The 17372-nt window shown below is 64.8% G+C and carries 14 protein-coding genes; 9 read left to right on the top strand and 5 right to left on the bottom strand.

The window, feature by feature from the left end; genetic code table 11:
* Window positions 1-12: 12 nt before the first annotated feature.
* The 9 genes from F0A17_RS20605 (at window position 13) to F0A17_RS17025 (ending at window position 10737) form a co-directional block, all read left to right on the top strand.
* Window positions 13-189, top strand: a complete 177-nt coding sequence (locus F0A17_RS20605; RefSeq protein ID WP_187774722.1) for a hypothetical protein — start codon at window positions 13-15, stop codon at window positions 187-189.
* The gene (locus tag F0A17_RS17060) at window positions 179-3136 is read left to right on the top strand and encodes an ATP-binding protein (RefSeq protein WP_149329542.1); all 2958 of its coding nucleotides are present in this window, start codon (window positions 179-181) and stop codon (window positions 3134-3136) included. Before F0A17_RS20605 ends, F0A17_RS17060 begins: the two co-directional genes overlap by 11 nt.
* Window positions 3114-4508, top strand: a complete 1395-nt coding sequence (locus tag F0A17_RS17055) for a sigma-54-dependent transcriptional regulator (protein WP_149329541.1) — start codon at window positions 3114-3116, stop codon at window positions 4506-4508. The genes F0A17_RS17060 and F0A17_RS17055 overlap by 23 nt, the downstream gene beginning before the upstream one ends.
* 852 nt (window positions 4509-5360) lie before the next feature.
* A complete protein-coding gene (gene pcnB, locus F0A17_RS17050) occupies window positions 5361-6758 on the top strand; it encodes a polynucleotide adenylyltransferase PcnB (RefSeq protein ID WP_149329540.1) in 1398 nt (465 codons plus the stop codon).
* Window positions 6755-7258 (top strand): 2-amino-4-hydroxy-6-hydroxymethyldihydropteridine diphosphokinase, encoded by a 504-nt coding sequence (gene folK / locus F0A17_RS17045; RefSeq protein ID WP_149329539.1) that lies wholly within the window; start codon window positions 6755-6757, stop codon window positions 7256-7258. The genes pcnB and folK overlap by 4 nt, the downstream gene beginning before the upstream one ends.
* Before the next feature lie 106 nt (window positions 7259-7364).
* Window positions 7365-8156, top strand: a complete 792-nt coding sequence (panB, locus tag F0A17_RS17040; protein WP_149329538.1) for a 3-methyl-2-oxobutanoate hydroxymethyltransferase — start codon at window positions 7365-7367, stop codon at window positions 8154-8156.
* A gap of 27 nt (window positions 8157-8183) precedes the next feature.
* Window positions 8184-9032 (top strand): pantoate--beta-alanine ligase, encoded by an 849-nt coding sequence (gene panC / locus F0A17_RS17035; protein WP_149329537.1) that lies wholly within the window; start codon window positions 8184-8186, stop codon window positions 9030-9032.
* A 32-nt stretch (window positions 9033-9064) separates the two neighbouring features.
* On the top strand, window positions 9065-9445 hold the full coding sequence (gene panD / locus F0A17_RS17030; RefSeq protein WP_149329536.1) for an aspartate 1-decarboxylase: 381 nt from the start codon (window positions 9065-9067) through the stop codon (window positions 9443-9445).
* Between the two features lie 116 nt (window positions 9446-9561).
* On the top strand, window positions 9562-10737 hold the full coding sequence (locus F0A17_RS17025; protein WP_149329535.1) for an acetyl-CoA C-acetyltransferase: 1176 nt from the start codon (window positions 9562-9564) through the stop codon (window positions 10735-10737).
* A 91-nt stretch (window positions 10738-10828) separates the two neighbouring features.
* Here the strand turns inward: F0A17_RS17025 and pnp are convergent, their stop codons facing one another.
* The 5 genes from pnp to infB form a co-directional block, all read right to left on the bottom strand.
* On the bottom strand, window positions 10829-12961 hold the full coding sequence (gene pnp / locus F0A17_RS17020) for a polyribonucleotide nucleotidyltransferase (RefSeq protein ID WP_187774726.1): 2133 nt from the start codon (window positions 12959-12961) through the stop codon (window positions 10829-10831).
* A gap of 168 nt (window positions 12962-13129) precedes the next feature.
* A complete protein-coding gene (rpsO, locus tag F0A17_RS17015) occupies window positions 13130-13399 on the bottom strand; it encodes a 30S ribosomal protein S15 (protein ID WP_086510454.1) in 270 nt (89 codons plus the stop codon).
* Window positions 13400-13500: 101 nt separating this feature from the next.
* Window positions 13501-14418, bottom strand: a complete 918-nt coding sequence (truB, locus tag F0A17_RS17010) for a tRNA pseudouridine(55) synthase TruB (RefSeq protein ID WP_149329533.1) — start codon at window positions 14416-14418, stop codon at window positions 13501-13503.
* Window positions 14418-14825: a 30S ribosome-binding factor RbfA gene (gene rbfA / locus F0A17_RS17005; protein ID WP_149329532.1), complete on the bottom strand. Its 408-nt coding sequence runs from the start codon at window positions 14823-14825 to the stop codon at window positions 14418-14420. The genes truB and rbfA overlap by 1 nt, the downstream gene beginning before the upstream one ends.
* An 18-nt stretch (window positions 14826-14843) precedes the next feature.
* The gene (infB, locus tag F0A17_RS17000; RefSeq protein WP_149329531.1) at window positions 14844-17363 is read right to left on the bottom strand and encodes a translation initiation factor IF-2; all 2520 of its coding nucleotides are present in this window, start codon (window positions 17361-17363) and stop codon (window positions 14844-14846) included.
* Window positions 17364-17372 lie beyond the last annotated feature (9 nt).

The raw sequence follows: 17372 nt of genomic DNA, 5'->3' as shown, positions 1-17372 counted from the left end.
CGAGGAGGCGCCATGTACGTCTACCGCATCATGCTCTTCCTGGTTTTCGGCGGCTACTTGCTGTCGCCGTTGCTGATGACCGGCTGGTCGAGCCCCGGCGTGTCCTGGTATCGGCCCTTCGTCATCTGGGGCATATTGATCGCTCTGACGCTGTGGCTGGAGCAGAAGAGGAAGCTCGATGAACGCTAGTCTGGCCAGCGTGTTCAGCCTGGGTTTGGGCTATCTGCTGCTCATGTTCCTCTGCGCATGGGCGGTGGAGCGGGGCTGGCTCAGCCGTCGAGTCACACGCCATCCGGCGATCTACACTCTGGCGCTGGGCGTCTATGCCAGCGCCTGGGCCATCTACGGCAGCCTGGAACTCGCCGCCGACGCCGGCTATGGCTACCTCGCCTACTATCTGGGCGTAGCGGGTGCCTTCCTGCTCGCCCCGGTACTGCTGGTCCCCATCCAGCGCATGACGCGAACCCATCAGCTCGCCTCGCTGGCCGACCTGTTCGCCTTTCGCTTTCGCTCGCGTTGGGTCGGCACCTTGATCACCGTGATCAGCCTGCTGGCGGTGCTGCCGCTACTGGCGCTTCAGGTCCAGACGCTGGGCGATGCCATCTTCCTGATGACCGGTGCCGCCTCGCCGGCCCTGCTGGCGCTGGTTTTCAGCGCCCTGATCGCCCTGTTCGCCATGATCTTCGGCACTCGCCATGGCCGCGAGCATGCCCGCCACGACACGCTCCTGGCGGTCATCGCGTTTACCTCGGTGATCAAGCTCGTTGCCATGCTGGCGTTGGGTGGCATCGCCCTGTTCATGGTGTTCGACGGCCCCGCCGACCTGCAGGCCTGGCTCGACGGCCCCGGGCAACTGCATCAGGTCGGCGTCTTGCAGCCGGACCCCGCCCACTGGCGCACGCTACTGCTGCTGTTCTTCGCCGCCGCCCTGCTGATGCCGCATATCTTCCACATCGCCTTCGCCGAGACGCTGTCGCGCCACACCCTGCTACAGGCGAGCTGGTCGCTGCCGCTGTTCCTGCTGCTGATGGCCCTGCCGGTCCCCCTGATCCTTTGGGCTGGCCAGCGCCTGGGCAGTAGCGAGGCGATCGGTGCGGCCTACCTCGCTTTTGGCCTGTCCGAGTCGTTCTGGGTCCGGGCCCTGGCCTTTCTCGCCGGCTTAGCGGCCACCAACGGGACCTTGGTGATCATCGCCATGTCGCTCTCGGGCATGATCCTCAATCACGTGCTTCTGGTCGCCCACCCCCCCGAGGCTCAACCCAACCTCTACCGCTGGCTGCGCTGGCTGCGCCGCGCGCTGATGGCCACGGTGATTCTCGGCGGCTGGCTGTTCTATCGCACCGTCGGGGTCAACCATGACCTGACGACACTGGGGCTGACCGCCTTCGTCGGCATGGCCCAATGCCTACCGGGACTGCTGGCGCTGCTCTACTGGCCGGGCGCCAATCGCAAAGGCATGGTCTCGGGCCTGACCGTGGGGGTCTCGATCTGGCTCGTCGGCCTGTGGCTGCCGCTGCTCACCGGCCTGCCATCCTTGGTCCTGATTCCACCGGGTCTGGAAGTGCTGGACGGCGAGCCGAGCTGGTATGCGGTGACGCTGGTTTCGTTGGCCGCCAACGCCCTGACCTTCATCGTCGTCTCGCTGGCCACCCGCACCTCGGACGGCGAACGCGCCGCCGCCGAGGCCTGCTCGGTGGATGCGGTGATCCGACCCAAGCGGCTGCCGCTATATGCCACCACCGGCGAAGAATTCAAGCAGCCGCTCGCCCAGGCGCTGGGCGAGGATGTCGCCCAGCGCGAGGTCGAGCGAGCGCTCACCGACCTTGGCATGTCCCCGCTCGACGGCCGTCCTTATGCGCTGCGTCGCCTGCGGGATCGTATCCAGGCCAACCTCTCCGGGCTCATGGGTCCCTCGGTGGCTCAAGACATCGTCGACCGCTATCTGCCCTATCGCCGCGGCGGCCTGGAGCCCACCGATGACATCCATTTCGTCGAAAGCCGACTCGAAGCCTATCGCTCGCGGCTCACCGGCCTGGCCCGAGAGCTCGATGGCTTGCGCCGCTATCATCGCCGTATCCTCACCCGGCTGCCGGTGGGGCTGTGCGCCTTCGGCGTCGACGATGAACTGCTGATGTGGAACGACGCCCTGGCAGCGCTCTCCGGCATCGACGGTGCCAGCGTGGTGGGCGCACGCCGCGATGGGCTGCCGGCGCCCTGGGGCGAACTGCTCGGCCGAGCCCTGACCGCCCCCCAAGACCATCTCTACAAGCAGGAAGTCGAACTCAAGGGCACCCTCCGTTTCCTGTCGCTGCATCGTGCCGAGCTGCAGGCTGACGACGACGTACGCGGCGGCAGCGTGATCCTGATCGAGGACCACAGCGAGATGAAGTGGCTCGAGGACGAATTGGTCCATGCAGCACGGCTCGCCTCCATCGGTCAGCTGGCCGCCGGCGTGGCCCACGAGATCGGCAATCCTGTCACCGGCATCTCATCGCTCGCCCAAAACCTGCGCTATGACACCGACGATCCCGAAGTGCTGAAGACCGCGCAGCAGATCCAGCAGTTGACCGATCGAATCTCGCGCATCGTCAATTCGCTGATCGGCTTCGCCCATGGCGGCCGCCACGTCAGGGGCAACGCCCTGGCACCGGTCTCGATGGCCGCGATCACTGACGAGGCCCTCCACTTGATCCGGCTGGCACGCTCGGGCGAGGATGTTCGTTACCACAACCGCTGCCCTGTCGAGCTGACAGTGCTCGGCGATGCCCAGCGCCTGCAGCAGGTCATGATCAATCTGCTGAACAACGCCCGCGACGCCAGCGAGCCCGGCGGTCAGATCGTGGTTGACGCCACGCCGGAAGGCGGGATGCTGAAGATCACCGTCACCGATGAAGGGCATGGACTCGATGCGCGAGTGCGCGATCATCTCTTCGAGCCCTTCACCACGACCAAGCCGCCCGGCGAAGGCACCGGCCTCGGTCTACCGCTGGTCTACAGCATCGTTGCCGAGCATCATGGCAGGATCGAGATCGAGTCTCCGCCCCCGGGGGAGGAGCGTGGCACCCGCATCTGCCTGTGGCTGCCCACCCAACGAGAGGATGGTGAAGACACCGATGAGCCGGATTCTGATCGTTGAAGACGAAGCCATCATTCGCACCGCCCTGCGGCGGCTACTGGAGCGTCACGCCTTCCAGGTCAGCGAGGCCGGTTCGGTAGACGAGGCGCTGGCCCTGGAGCCGCGCGGCTTCGACCTGATCATCAGCGACCTGCGGCTGCCCGGCGAGCCGGGAACCGACCTGATCGAGCATGCCGCCCCGGTCCCGGTGCTGATCATGACCAGCTATGCCAGCATGCGCTCGGCGGTGGAGTCCCTCAAGTTGGGCGCCGTGGACTACGTGGCCAAGCCCTTCGACCATGACGAACTGCTCGAGACCGTGTCCCGCGTGTTGCATCAGCAGGCCTCGCATCGCTCGACGCCGCCCGACGTCACCGATGCCGGCGGTTCGCGCCAGCCGATGATCGGCGACTGCGCCGCTATGCAGACGGTCTACACCCGTATCCGCAAGACGGCGCCGGCCGATGTCACCGTGCTGATACAGGGCGAGTCGGGCACCGGTAAGGAGCTGGTGGCCCGCGCCATCCATCAACAGAGCCAGCGCGCCGGGGCACCGCTAATCTGTGTCAACTGCGCGGCCATTCCCGAAACGCTGATCGAGTCGGAGCTCTTCGGTCACGAAAAAGGCGCCTTCACCGGTGCCAGCGCCGCCCGGACCGGCCTGGTGGAAGCCGCCGACGGAGGAACCCTGTTTCTCGACGAGATCGGCGAGCTGCCGCTGGATGCCCAGGCTCGCCTGCTGCGGGTACTGCAGGAGGGCGAGATTCGCCGTATCGGCTCAGTGGAGACCCGCCATGTCAACGTACGCTTGATCGCCGCAACGCACCGTGACCTGCGCGCGCTGTCGAAGACAGGTGAGTTCCGCCTCGATCTCTACTACCGGCTCAACGTGATGCAGATCGACTTGCCCCCGCTGCGCGAGCGGGAGGACGACATACTGATGATTGCCGACGTGTTGCTCGATAAGGCCTGTCAGCGCCACCAGCGCGATGGACTGCGCCTGTCGCGCGCCGCGCGCCGCGAGATCCGCGACTATCCCTGGCCAGGCAATGTGCGGGAGTTGGAAAACGCCCTGGAACGCGGCGTCATCCTCGCCGAAGGCCATTTGATTCATCCCGACGACCTGGGGCTCAGGCCAAACCAGCCGAGCCCACCCCACCCGCTGCCCGAAGCCCCGCCAGCCGTCGAGGAGCACTTTGAGGCCGGTCCCGGCGGTGAGGGCGAAGATCTTTCGCTGGAGGACTATTTTCAGCACTTCGTACTCGAGCATCAGGATCACATGAGCGAGACCGAGCTTGCGCAGAAGCTCGGCATCAGCCGCAAGTGCCTGTGGGAACGCCGCCAGCGCCTGGGTATCCCGCGCAAGAAGCAGGCACGTCGCAGCAGCGTCTGACTTCTCTCGCCTTTTTGGCCTACAACTAAGGTTCAAGCGCCCACGGTCACCCACTGTCGGCGCTTTTTTCCTTCCCGAACGCCCTTCCATGCACCAAGTGTTACCTTCCCACCCAGAAACCGCCCCGACATGGCGCAATGGGGGTAACACCTGATATCCCTTGAGCCGACGCGTCCTGAGCGCCAATTTTTAAGCAACTGTTTTTTTAGATAAAAAATCGACATTGGCACATGCCATGCAATACACAGTGCAAGAAAAACAATCCGGCTGTCACCCACGCCAACAACAACAGCAAGGCGGTTCGGCGAGACAGGACCCGCACCAACAACAACAAGCGGGTTGTGAAGCGGATGTGGCTCGGGCCAATAACAACAAGAGGCCCAGAGAGAGCTGCCCTTCGACTCGATGCAACAACAACAAGACCGAGCGAAGCACCGGATCCATCAGGACGCGACGCGCCAACCCCGGCCCAGAACAAGAATAACGGTCGCAAGAGCGCACCTTCGGCAACAACATCAACAAGCCGAAGGCAGGCATATCCTCATGCCGTCGTGGTTGGATTATTGTTTTGAATACGAGGCGGTCGCAACCAGGAACGTCGACAAACACAACAACATTGTTGCCTGTGACGCTTGGTGACTGTGGTGCGTATTCAAGGCGATGCGCCATCACGAAGAAGAAACAGCCGCAAGGACGCAGCAACGTTTTCGCTTGTCAGAGGAGGCCTAACGGCCTCCTCTTTTGCGATGCCTTTCCTGCGATGTCCGTGCACCGAATCCGCTCGCTGCTTTGCAAGGTGTCGGCGGTCGGCTACACTTGACACTTTCGCACACTGCGAGTCGATATCGCCGCATGTTCAAAGGATTTACCCGCTTTCTGCAAAGCCCTGGTGCCCATCTCAAGACGCTGTTCGGCCCACAGGAAACCTCCGGGGGCCAGACCGGTCCGCGCGTGATCCCCCGTGACCAGCATCCCGTCTCGCGCCAGCAATTCAGCGAGCCGGCACTCAAAGTGCTCTATCGTCTGCACAATGCGGGTTTCGAGGCCTACCTGGTCGGCGGCTGCATCCGCGACTCCCTGCTCGGCCAGCGACCCAAGGATTTCGACGTCGCCACCGAGGCCACGCCGGAGCAGATACGCGAACTGTTTCGCAACTCGCGCATCATCGGCCGCCGCTTTCGTATCGTTCACGTTCGCTTCGGGCGCGAGGTGATCGAGGTCACCACCTTCCGCGGCAAGCACAACAACGATCACGGCGACCATATCGCACAGCAGTCCGAGCATGGCCTGCTGCTGCGCGACAACGTCTGGGGAGATATTCACGAGGACGCCATCCGCCGCGACTTCACCGTCAATGCCCTGTACTACAGCATCGCCGACTTTTCGATCCACGACTTCGCCGACGGTGTGCGGGATATCGAGTCACGCACCCTGCGCCTGATCGGCGATCCGGCGACTCGTTACCGCGAGGATCCGGTGCGCATGCTGCGCGCAGTGCGCTTCGCGGTGAAACTGGACTTCCATATCTCCCCGGAGTCGGAGGCACCGATCGTCGAGCTCGCTCCGCTGTTGCTGCAGATTCCTCCGGCCCGCCTGTTCGACGAAATTCTCAAGCTGTTCATGGCCGGCCATGGCGTCGAGACCTTCCGCATGCTTCGCCAGTATGGCCTGTTCGCCATGCTCTTCCCCGAGGCCGAAGAAGCGATGGCCGAGCAGCCTTGGGTCGAGGCTTTGGTCGAGCAGGCGCTCGCCAGTACCGATCAGCGCATCCACGAGGAGCGCCCGGTGACACCGGCCTTCCTTTTCGCCGCTCTGCTATGGGGACCGGTGCAGCGTCGCCAAGCCGAGCTGGAAGCCGAGGGCATGCCGCCGATACCGGCGTTGCAGCTCGCCTCGCAGCAGGCACTGTCGCGTCAGCTCAAGCATATCTCGATTCCCAAGCGATTCAGCCTACCGATGCGCGACATTTGGGATCTTCAGCTGCGCCTGCCCCAGCGCCGCGGCAAGCGCGCCCTGCAGACGCGTGAACATCCGCGCTTCCGCGCCGCCTACGATTTCCTGCTGCTGCGCGAAGCGGCCGGCGAGATCGAGCCGGGGCTCGGTGAGTGGTGGACCGCCTACCAGGAAGGCGATGAACATGATCAGCGGCGCCTGCTGGAGAAGGCGGGCGGCGATGCTGGCCCCGGTGGCAACTCACGCCGCCGGCGCCCACGCAAGCGCCGGCGAAGAAGTTCCTCCGGCCCCGCATGACCCGGCCCGTCGACGCTTTCATCGGGCTCGGCAGCAACCTCGACGATCCGCTCGACCAGGTTCGTCGGGCCCTCGAGGCGCTTGCCGGCCTGCCCCTGACCACTCGCATCGGCACCTCGCGCCTCTATATCAGCCGCCCGGTGGGCCCGCAAGATCAGCCGGACTTCATCAACGCCGTGGCGCATCTGCGCACGTGGCTCTCGCCGTTGGCCCTGCTCGACCAGCTGCAAGCGCTGGAGCAGCGCCATCGTCGCATCCGCCAGCGCCACTGGGGTCCCCGCACGCTCGATCTCGACCTGCTACTGTACGGAGATGAGACGGTCGAGCGGCCGCGGCTGCGCGTACCGCACCCCGAGATGGCAAAACGCGCCTTCGTCCTGCTGCCGTTGGCGGAGCTGGCCCCCAGATGGCGGCTACCCGATGGCAGGTCCGTGGCGGACCTGGCGGCCGGCATGGCAGCGACCGGCATGATCGAGGTGTTACCCGATACCTCATATTGATGGGCAATATGTTACCGGTCGACACCATTGCCGCATTCTGGTAACAATCATGCAGCGCAGGCGACAACGGGCCAGGCCTGCCGCCCAGACACAACGAGAGCACGCCATGAAAACCGTCACGCTGAGCACGCTTCAGTCTTTCAAGCGCGCAGGGGAAACGTTCAGTTGCCTGACTGCCTACGACGCCTCTTTCGCTCGCACTGCCACCGAAGCCGGTATCGAAGTGCTGCTGGTCGGCGACTCGCTGGGCATGGTTCTGCAGGGGCATGCCAGCACACTGCCGGTGACCCTCGACGACATCCGTTACCATGCCCGCTGCGTGGCGCGCGCCAAGGGTTCGAGCCTGCTGATGGTCGACCTGCCCTTCATGAGCAACGCCAGCACCGAACGCATGCTACAAGATGCCGGCGAGCTGATGCGGGCCGGCGCCGAACTGGTCAAGGTAGAGGGCGAGGCGTGGATGGCTGACGGCATTCGCGAACTGACACGTCGCGGCGTGCCGGTCTGCGCCCACCTGGGCCTGACGCCCCAGACCGTCTATCAGCTCGGCGGTTACAAAGTGCAGGGCCGTGACGCCGAGCGCGCGGAGCAGATTTTCGCCGATGCCCGTACCCTGGTGGAAGCAGGCGCGTCCGTGATCCTGCTGGAGTGCGTACCGGCCAGCTTGGGCAAGGCAATCACCGAGGCGCTCGACGTGCCGGTGATCGGCATCGGCGCTGGCCCCGACACCGATGGACAGATCCTCGTCATGCACGATGTGCTCGGCGTCACCCACGGCCGTACACCGCGCTTCGTCAAGAACTTCATGGCCGAGGCCGACGACATTCCCGGCGCCTTTCGTCGCTATCACGAGGACGTCAAGGCGCGCCGATTCCCGGCCGAGGAGCACAGCTTCTAGTTCCGTCGTAGACTTCTGGAGCCGCTGATGCGTACTCTGCGAGAGATTTCCGTGTTGCGCGATACCCTAGGCGAGTGCCGTCGACGAGGCCGGCGCATCGGCCTGGTACCGACCATGGGCAACCTGCACGAAGGGCATCTTTCTCTGGTGGAAGCCGCCCGCCGCCACGCCGATGTCGTGGTGGCGACCGTCTTCGTCAATCCTTTGCAGTTCGGCGCGGGCGAGGACCTGGACGCCTACCCGCGCACCCTGGCCGAGGATCAGGCCAAGCTCGAAGCGGCGGGTTGCGACCTGCTCTTCGCCCCGGCGACGCGCGAACTCTATCCGCGCGGCCTCGAGCAGCAGACTCGGGTCTGCGTGCCGGAAGTCAGCGAAGGTCTATGCGGCGGTTCGCGACCCGGTCACTTCGACGGCGTTTCCACGGTGGTCAGTATCCTGTTCCATTTGGTCCAGCCGGATGTGGCCTGCTTCGGCGAAAAGGATTACCAACAGCTGGCGGTGATACGCAAGCTGGTGGCGGATCTCCACTTCCCCATCGAGATCGTCGGCGTGCCCATCGTGCGCGCCGCTGACGGCCTGGCCCTCTCTTCACGCAACGGCTACCTCGACGACAACGAGCGCGCAACGGCACCGGAGCTGCAGCGTACCCTTGCCGCGTTGCGCGAGGCCCTGCAGGCCGGCGAGCCCGTGGAAGCGACCCTCGACGCCGGCCTGGCCCGGCTGCGCCAGGCCGGTTTCGTGCCCGATTACCTTGAGCTGCGCGCCGCCGACCTGGGCCCGGTCACGGCCTCCACCCGGGAAGCGGTCCTCCTGACCGCCGCCCGCCTGGGCACCACCCGGTTGATCGACAACCTTACCCTGACCCTGCCGCGCTGAGCGGCAACCGTACTCCGGAGGAACGAGTCCGCATGTATACCGTCATGCTCAAGGCCAAGCTGCACATGGCCCGCGTCACCCACGCCGTGCTCAACTACGAGGGGTCCTGCGCCATCGACGGCGAGCTGCTCGACATGTCCGGCATTCGTGAGAACGAGCAAATCCAGATCTACAACGTCGAGAACGGCCAGCGCTTCACCACCTATGCCATTCGCGCCGAGGAGGGCTCGCGCGTCATTTCCATCAACGGCGCCGCCGCCCATCTGGCCGGCCCCGGCGACCGCGTGATCATTTGCAGCTATGCTCACTACAGCGAGGCCGAACTGGAAAAGCACCAGCCGAGCCTGGTTTATCTGCAGGAGGGCAATGCCGTCAGCCATACCAGCAACGCCATTCCCATCCAGTTCGCCTGATCGGTCGAAGCGGCTTGCGGCGCCATTCTCTGCTATCGCCAGAGGCATTGCCGCAGTGCACAATTGTCGCCTATGCTGGTTCCGTTAACGTCAGCGAACGACTCAGGAGAATTCCAATGAAAGACGTGGTGATCGTTGCCGCCCGCCGCACCGCCATCGGCGCCTTTGGGGGGTCACTTGCCGGCATTCCCGCCAGTGATCTCGGTGCTCTGGTGATCAAGGATATTCTAGCTTCAACCGGGGTGGCTGCCGACCAGATCGACGAGGTGCTGCTCGGCCAGGTGCTCACCGCTGGCGTGGGCCAGAACCCGGCTCGCCAAGCCTCCATCAAAGCCGGCCTGCCCGCCGCCGTGCCCGCCATGACCATCAACAAAGTCTGCGGCTCCGGCCTCAAGGCCCTCCACTTGGCGACCCAGGCGATTCGCTGCGGCGATGCCGAACTGATCCTCGCCGGCGGCCAGGAGAACATGTCCGCCTCGCCCCACGTACTGCCGAATTCGCGCACCGGCCAGCGCATGGGCGACTGGAAGGCCATCGACACCATGGTTCACGACGGCCTATGGGACGCTTTCAACAATTTCCACATGGGTATCACTGCGGAGAACCTGGCCGAGAAATACGGCATTACTCGCGAGGCCATGGACGAATTCGCCGCGGCCTCCCAGCAGAAGGCCGCTGCCGCTATCAAGGAAGGACGCTTCAAGGGTCAGATCGTTCCCGTGGAGATACCCCAACGCAAGGGGGATCCGGTGATCTTCGATACCGACGAGAACCCGCGCGAAGTGACCGCCGACAAACTCGGCGCGATGAAACCCGCCTTCAAGAAGGATGGTACCGTCACCGCCGGCAACGCCTCCTCGATCAACGATGGCGCCGCCGTGGTGATGATCTGCTCCGCCGACAAGGCCAAGGAGCTTGGCCTCGAACCGCTGGCGCGCATTGCCGCCTACTCCAATGCCGGCGTCGATCCGGCAATCATGGGTATCGGCCCCGCCCCGGCCACCCGCCGCTGCCTGGAGAAGGCCGGCTGGCAACTGGACGATCTCGACCTGATCGAGGCCAACGAGGCCTTCGCCGCCCAGGCGCTCTCGGTCAACCAGGAGCTCGGCTGGGATACCAGCAAGATCAACGTCAACGGCGGCGCGATTGCGCTGGGCCATCCCATCGGCGCCTCTGGCTGCCGCGTGCTGGTGACCCTGCTGCACGAGATGACCGCCCGCGACGCCAAGAAGGGCCTGGCCACGCTGTGTATTGGCGGTGGGCAGGGTGTCGCCCTCGCTATTGAGAGGTAAAGCCGCTGCGCTAGCGTGGCAGCATTCAAAAAAAACCGCCCCCATGGCCAGGCCATGGGGGCGGTTCGCGTTACGGCGTCGTCAAGTACGCTTACAGCGCGGTCTCGGCCTGCTCGGCTTCGAAGGCAGCCTTCTCTTCCGGCATGATCTCCTTGATGGTGAGCTTCACGCGATTGCGGTTGTCGATGTCGAGCACCTTGACCACGACCTCGTCTCCCTCATTGAGGAAATCACGCACGTCGTTGACCCGCTCGGGCACGATCTGCGAGATGTGCACCAGGCCGTCGGTGCCCGGCATGATATTGACGAAGGCGCCGAAGTCGGCGATTCGCACCACCTTGCCACGATAGAGCTTGCCGATCTCTGCCTCGGCGGTGATGGCGAGCACGGTGTCGATGGCTTTCTTGGCCGCCGCCTTGTCCTCGGCATAGATACGCACGGTGCCGTCGTCGTCGAGATCGATGGAAGCGCCGGTATCCTCGCAGATCTTGCGGATGGTAGCCCCCCCCTTGCCGATGACGTCGCGGATCTTCTCGGGGTCGATCTTGATGGTGGCCATCGAAGGGGCATTCTCGGAGACCTCGGCACGGCTCTGGCTGATCACCACATTCATCTGCTCGAGGATGTGCAGACGAGCGTCGTGGGCCTGCTGCAGGGCGACCTCCATGATCTCCTCGTTGATGCCCTCGATCTTGATGTCCATCTGCAGAGCGGTGACCCCGGCAGCCGAACCGGCCACCTTGAAGTCCATGTCGCCCAGGTGATCCTCGTCGCCGAGGATATCGGTGAGCACGGCGAAGCCGTCGTCGTCCTTCACCAGTCCCATGGCGATGCCTGCCACCGGCGCCTTCATCGGCACACCGGCGTCCATCAGGGCCAGCGACGCACCGCACACCGATGCCATGGAGCTGGAGCCGTTGGATTCGGTGATCTCGGAGACCACGCGAATGGTGTAGGGGAAATCCGCCTCGTCAGGCAGCATCGCCTGCACACCGCGACGTGCCAGGCGCCCATGGCCGATCTCGCGGCGCTTGGGGCCGCCCATGAAGCCGGCCTCGCCCACGCTGTAGGGCGGGAAATTGTAGTGCAGCAGGAAACGGTCCTTGCGCTCGCCCTCCAGCGACTCGATCAGTTGGGCGTCACGCAAGGTTCCCAAGGTGGCAATGACGATCGCCTGGGTCTCGCCGCGGGTGAAGATCGCCGAACCGTGGGTCTTGGGCAGGCTACCGACCTCGATAGCCAGCGGCCGCACGGTCTTCTGGTCGCGACCGTCGATGCGCGGCTCGCCCTTGATCACACGCGAGCGCACCACGCGCTTCTCGAGGCTGGCGAAGGCGCTCTTGACGTCATCGGCGTCGAACTGGCCCTCTGCCTCGCCGGCAAGCTGCTCCACCGCCTGCTCCTTGAGCGCAGCGAGGGCATCCTGGCGGGCCATCTTGTCGGTGATGCGATAGGCTTCGCCGACCTTGGCCTCGAAGGCCGTGGCGACGGCCTGCTTGAGCGCGGTGTTCTCGGCAACGGGCTGCCAATCCCACTTCGGCTTGCCGCCTTCGGCGACCAGCTCGTTGATCGCACGGATGGCCGTCTGCATCTCCTGGTGGCCGAAGAGCACGGCACCGAGCATTTCATCCTCGAGCAGCTCGTCGGCCTCGGACTCGACCATCAGCACGGCCTTCTCGGTACCGGCGACCACCATGTCCAGCTCGGAGCCGGTGAGCTCTTCCACGGTGGGGTTGAGGAAGTAGCCCTTCTCCTCGTTAAAACCGACGCGGGCGGCACCGATGGGGCCATTGAACGGCACGCCGGAAATGGCCAGCGCCGCGGAAGTACCGAGCATCGCGGCGATGTCGGGGTCATGGTTGCGGTCGGTGGAGAGCACCGTACAGATGACCTGCACCTCGTTCATGAAGCCCTTGGGAAACAGCGGGCGGATCGGGCGGTCGATCAGCCGCGAGGTAAGGGTTTCCTTCTCGGTGGGACGCCCCTCGCGCTTGAAGAAGCCGCCGGGTATCTTGCCGACCGCGTAGGTTCTTTCTTGGTAATGAACGGAGAGCGGGAAGAAATCCTGCCCCGGCTTGGTGTCCTTGCGGGCGACGACGGTACACAGGACGACGGTTTCGTCCATGGTGACCAGAACGGCACCGGTGGCCTGGCGGGCGATGCGCCCGGTCTCCAGGGTGACGGTGCTGCGACCGTACTGAAACGTTTTCTTGACCGGATTCACGGCGACTTCCTTCAACTTGTCTCTACTCATGTATGGGTCGTTTTTGACTCGGCGACCATTTTAGGGGTTGACGCGCGTGAGAGCCACCTATACCACCGTTTTCGCCACTCGGATACGCAAAACGGGCAGCCCGAAGGCTGCCCGTCCATTACCCACTCAGCGCGTCGATCAGCGACGCAGGCCGAGGCGTTGGATCAAAGCCTGATAACGCGCCAGGTCCTTGCGCTTCAGATAATCCAGCAGCTTGCGGCGTTGATTGACCATGCGGATCAGGCCACGACGCGAGTGATGATCCTGCTTGTTGGTCTTGAAGTGATCCTGCAGGCCGTCGATGTTGGCGCTCAGCAGGGCCACCTGAACTTCGGGGGAACCGGTGTCGTTGTCGCCACGGCCGAATTCCTTGACGATCTCGGCCTTCTGTTCAGCGGTCAGTGCCATCTGTCTCTCCAGTAAGCAATATGCCTGAAACGTGAATGTGTGAGACCACGCATATTTGCAGTCTCGGGCGTCTCTCCTTGCGAGGCCGGTCTACCCGCGCCTCAGTCGGCCGCCGTGTTGAGCAGCCGCTTGGGAGCCACTTCCTGTGGTCCCTTCACCACACCGAGACCGAGGAAGGCCTCGCCGCAGTAGAGTCTCGCCGTCGCCCCAGAGGCGATGGCGGTCGACTCGATGCCAGCCGTCTGGCCGTACGCGAGTCGCTGTCTTGCCGCTTCGCTCAGGTTGAGACGCGGCAGATGCGCCACCAACACATCGATGGGCAGCAACGCCGCCTCGCGCTCGCTCTGACCCGGCAGAGACTCGAGGGTCTCCAGCGCCAGCATCCCCTCGCTGTCGAAGGGGCCGGTGGCAAGCCGTCGCAGGGCGGTGATATGTGCCCCGCAGCCCAGCGCGAGCCCGATGTCCTCGGCCAGGGTACGAATATAGGTCCCCTTGCTCACCCGAACCTCGAGTTCGAACGCTTCGCCCTCGAAGGCAAGCAGCCGGGCATCATACACCGTCACACGACGCGCTGCACGCTCAATTGTCCTGCCCTCGCGGGCCAGTTCATAGAGCTTGCGCCCCCGATGCTTGAGCGCAGAATGCATCGGGGGTACCTGCTCGATCTCGCCACGAAAGCGCTCCAGCACATCTTCGATGTCAGCGGCCGTCAGCGGCCGGACCGAGTAGCGTTCCACCACCTCGCCCTCAGCGTCGCCGGTATCGGTCACCGTGCCGAGCTGCACCCGGGTGCGGTAGACCTTGTCGGCCTCGAGCAGGTGCGCCGAGAACTTGGTTGCCTCGCCCAGGCAGACCGGCAATAACCCGGTCGCCATGGGATCCAGCGTCCCGGTATGCCCCGCCTTCTGCGCCTGCAGCAAGCGCCGGGCGCGTTGCAGAGCACGGTTGCTCGACTCTCCCTTGGGCTTGTCGAGCAGCAGCACCCCGTTGACCGGCAGGCCGCGGCGTCGGCGTGCCATCAGCTGCGCTCTCCTTCGCTGCCATCGTCCTCCTCGTCCTCGTGACGAGCACGGTCGCTCTCGACCGCCTCGTCGATCAGCGAGGAGAGCCGCTGCCCACGCACTACGCTCTCGTCGTAGTGGAAGCGCAGTTCCGGTACGTGACGCAGCTTGATACGTCGCGCGATCTGGCTGCGCAGGAAGCCGGAGGCCTGACGGAGCACCTTGAGATTCTCTGCAATGCGCTCGGGATCATCCTCGCCCAGCAGGGTCACGTAGACGTCGGCGTAGCCAAGGTCACGGCTGACCGTGACCCCGCTGACGGTGACCATGCCCAGGCGCGGATCCTTGACCTCGCGCTGGATCAACACGGCCAGCTCCTTCTGCAACTGGTCGCCGACCCGATCGGTACGCTTGAATTCGCGCATGCTCCACTCCCGCTGCGATTACAGCGTCCGCTCGACCCGAACCTGATCGAAGACCTCGATCTTGTCGCCGACCTGGACATCGTTGTAGTTCTTGACGCCGATGCCGCACTCCATGCCGTTGCGCACTTCCTGCACGTCGTCCTTGAAGCGGCGCAGCGACTCGAGTTCGCCCTCGTAGATGACCACGTTGTCGCGCAGCACGCGGATCTTCTTGTTGCGGAAGACGGTGCCCTCGACCACCATGCAGCCGGCCACGGCGCCGATCTTGGGTGCGCGGAAGACGTCGCGAACCTCGGCCACGCCGACGATCTCTTCCTTCCACTCCGGCGCCAGCATGCCGCTCATGGCCTGCTTGACCTCGTCGATGAGCTGATAGATGACGCTGTAATAGCGCAGATCCAGCCCTTCACGCTCGATGATCTCGCGGGCAGCGGCGTCGGCGCGCACGTTGAAGCCGACCACGATAGCCTCGGAGGCCAGCGCCAGGTTGGCGTCGGTGCCGGTGATGCCGCCCACGCCCGAGGAGACCACCGCCACCTGCACCTCGTCGGTGGAGAGTTCTTCCAAGGCGCCGCGAATGGCTTCCAGCGAGCCCTGCACGTCGGCCTTGAGCACGATGTTGACCTTGGCCACCTCGTCCTGGCCCATCTGGCTGAACATGTTCTCCAGTTTGGCCTTCTGCTGGCGCGCCAGGCGCACCTCGCGGTACTTGCCCTGACGGAAGTTGGCGACCTCGCGGGCCTTCTTCTCGTCGGCCACGACCATGAAGTCATCACCCGCCTCGGGCGTCCCGTCGAGGCCCTGGATCTCCACCGGCATGGCCGGGCCGGCCTCGTCGACCTGCTGGCCCAACTCGTTGACCAGCGCGCGCACGCGGCCGTAGTGCAGGCCGGCGAGCACGATATCGCCTTTCTTCAAGGTGCCGTTCTGAACCAGCACGGTGGCTACCGGGCCACGCCCCTTGTCCAGACGCGACTCGACCACCACACCCTTGCCCGGCGCTTCCGGTACGGCCTTGAGTTCGAGCACCTCGGAAACCAGCAGAACGGCCTCGAGCAGCGCATCGATGCCTTCTCCGGTCTTGGCCGAGACGTGCACGAACTGGGTGTCGCCGCCCCACTCCTCGGAGATGACGCCATGCTGCGACAGCTCGTTCTTGACCCGGTCAGGGTCCGCCGAAGGCTTGTCGATCTTGTTGACCGCCACGACCATCGGCACGCCGGCCGCCTTGGAGTGCTCGACCGCCTCGATGGTCTGCGGCATGACGCCGTCATCGGCCGCCACCACCAGGATGACGACGTCGGTGGCCTTGGCACCGCGGGCACGCATGGCGGTGAATGCCGCGTGGCCCGGGGTATCGAGGAAGGTCACGCCGCCATGCTCGCCTTCCACGTGGTAGGCGCCGATGTGCTGGGTGATGCCGCCGGCCTCGCCGGTGGCGACCTTGGCCTGGCGAATGTAATCGAGCAGCGAGGTCTTGCCGTGGTCGACGTGACCCATGACCGTGACCACCGGCGAGCGAGTGATCTCCTCACCCTCGTAGGAGATGCCCTCGAGCACTTCGGTCTCCAGCGCATCGTCCTTGACCAGCTTGGGCTTGTGGCCCATCTCCTCGACCACGATGGCCGCGGTGTCCTGGTCGATGGTCTGGTTGATGGTTACCGCCGCGCCCATGGTGAACATGGTCTTGATGACTTCGTTCGCCTTGATCGACATCTTGTCGGCCAGGTCGGCAACGCTGATCGACTCGGGGATCGAGACCTCACGCACGATCGGCTGGGTGGGTTTCTGGAAACCGTGCTTGCCGCCACCCTGGGTCGTGCCGCGACGGCCGCCGCGACGCTCGGCGCGCTTGGCCTTCTTGCCCCCCCCACGACGACGCTCCTCGCGATCGCCGCGATCGTCCTCATCGCGGTCGTGGCGTCCCTTCTTGGCCGACGCCTTCTTCGGCGGCGCGGTGCGACGATCGGTCCGCCCCTCTTTCGGCGGGGCCGGCGGCTCGGGTTCACCGGTTGTCTCTTCGGGCTCGGCCTGCAGCTCAGGCACCGGAAGCTCGGGCTCGACGGCCTTCGGCGCTTCAGCCTGGGCAGCCTCTTCGCGAGCGGCCTCCTGAGCGGCCTGCTCGTCGATGCGAGCCTGGGCCTGTGCCGCCTCGCGCGCTGCCTCGGCCTGGGCCATGTCGCCGACCAGCTGACGCGGACCGGTCTCTTCCGCCGGCTCGGGCTGAGTGGCTTCCTCCTCCTCGGCGCGCTTGACGTAGGTGCGCTTCTTGCGCACCTGCACCTCGATGGTCTTACCACGCTCACCGGTCTTGATCCGGCTGCGAGTCTTGCGCGTCAGAGTGATGCGATTGCGCGCCCCGGCACCTGAACCGCCGTGGCTCTTGGTCAGGTAATCGAGCAGCTTGCGCTTGTCCTCCTCGGACACGGCATCGCTCTCGGACTTGTGCTCAAGTCCGGCTTCCTTCATCTGTTCCAGCAGGCGGGGCACGTCGCGCCCCACCTTCGCTGCGAAATCTTTAACGGTCATTTCCGACATCTCGACCCT

Source organism: Billgrantia pellis (assembly GCF_008297955.1).
Taxonomy (GTDB): domain Bacteria; phylum Pseudomonadota; class Gammaproteobacteria; order Pseudomonadales; family Halomonadaceae; genus Halomonas; species Halomonas pellis.
Note: the sequence above shows the minus strand (reverse complement) of the source record. Positions and strands in the feature narration are given on the sequence as shown.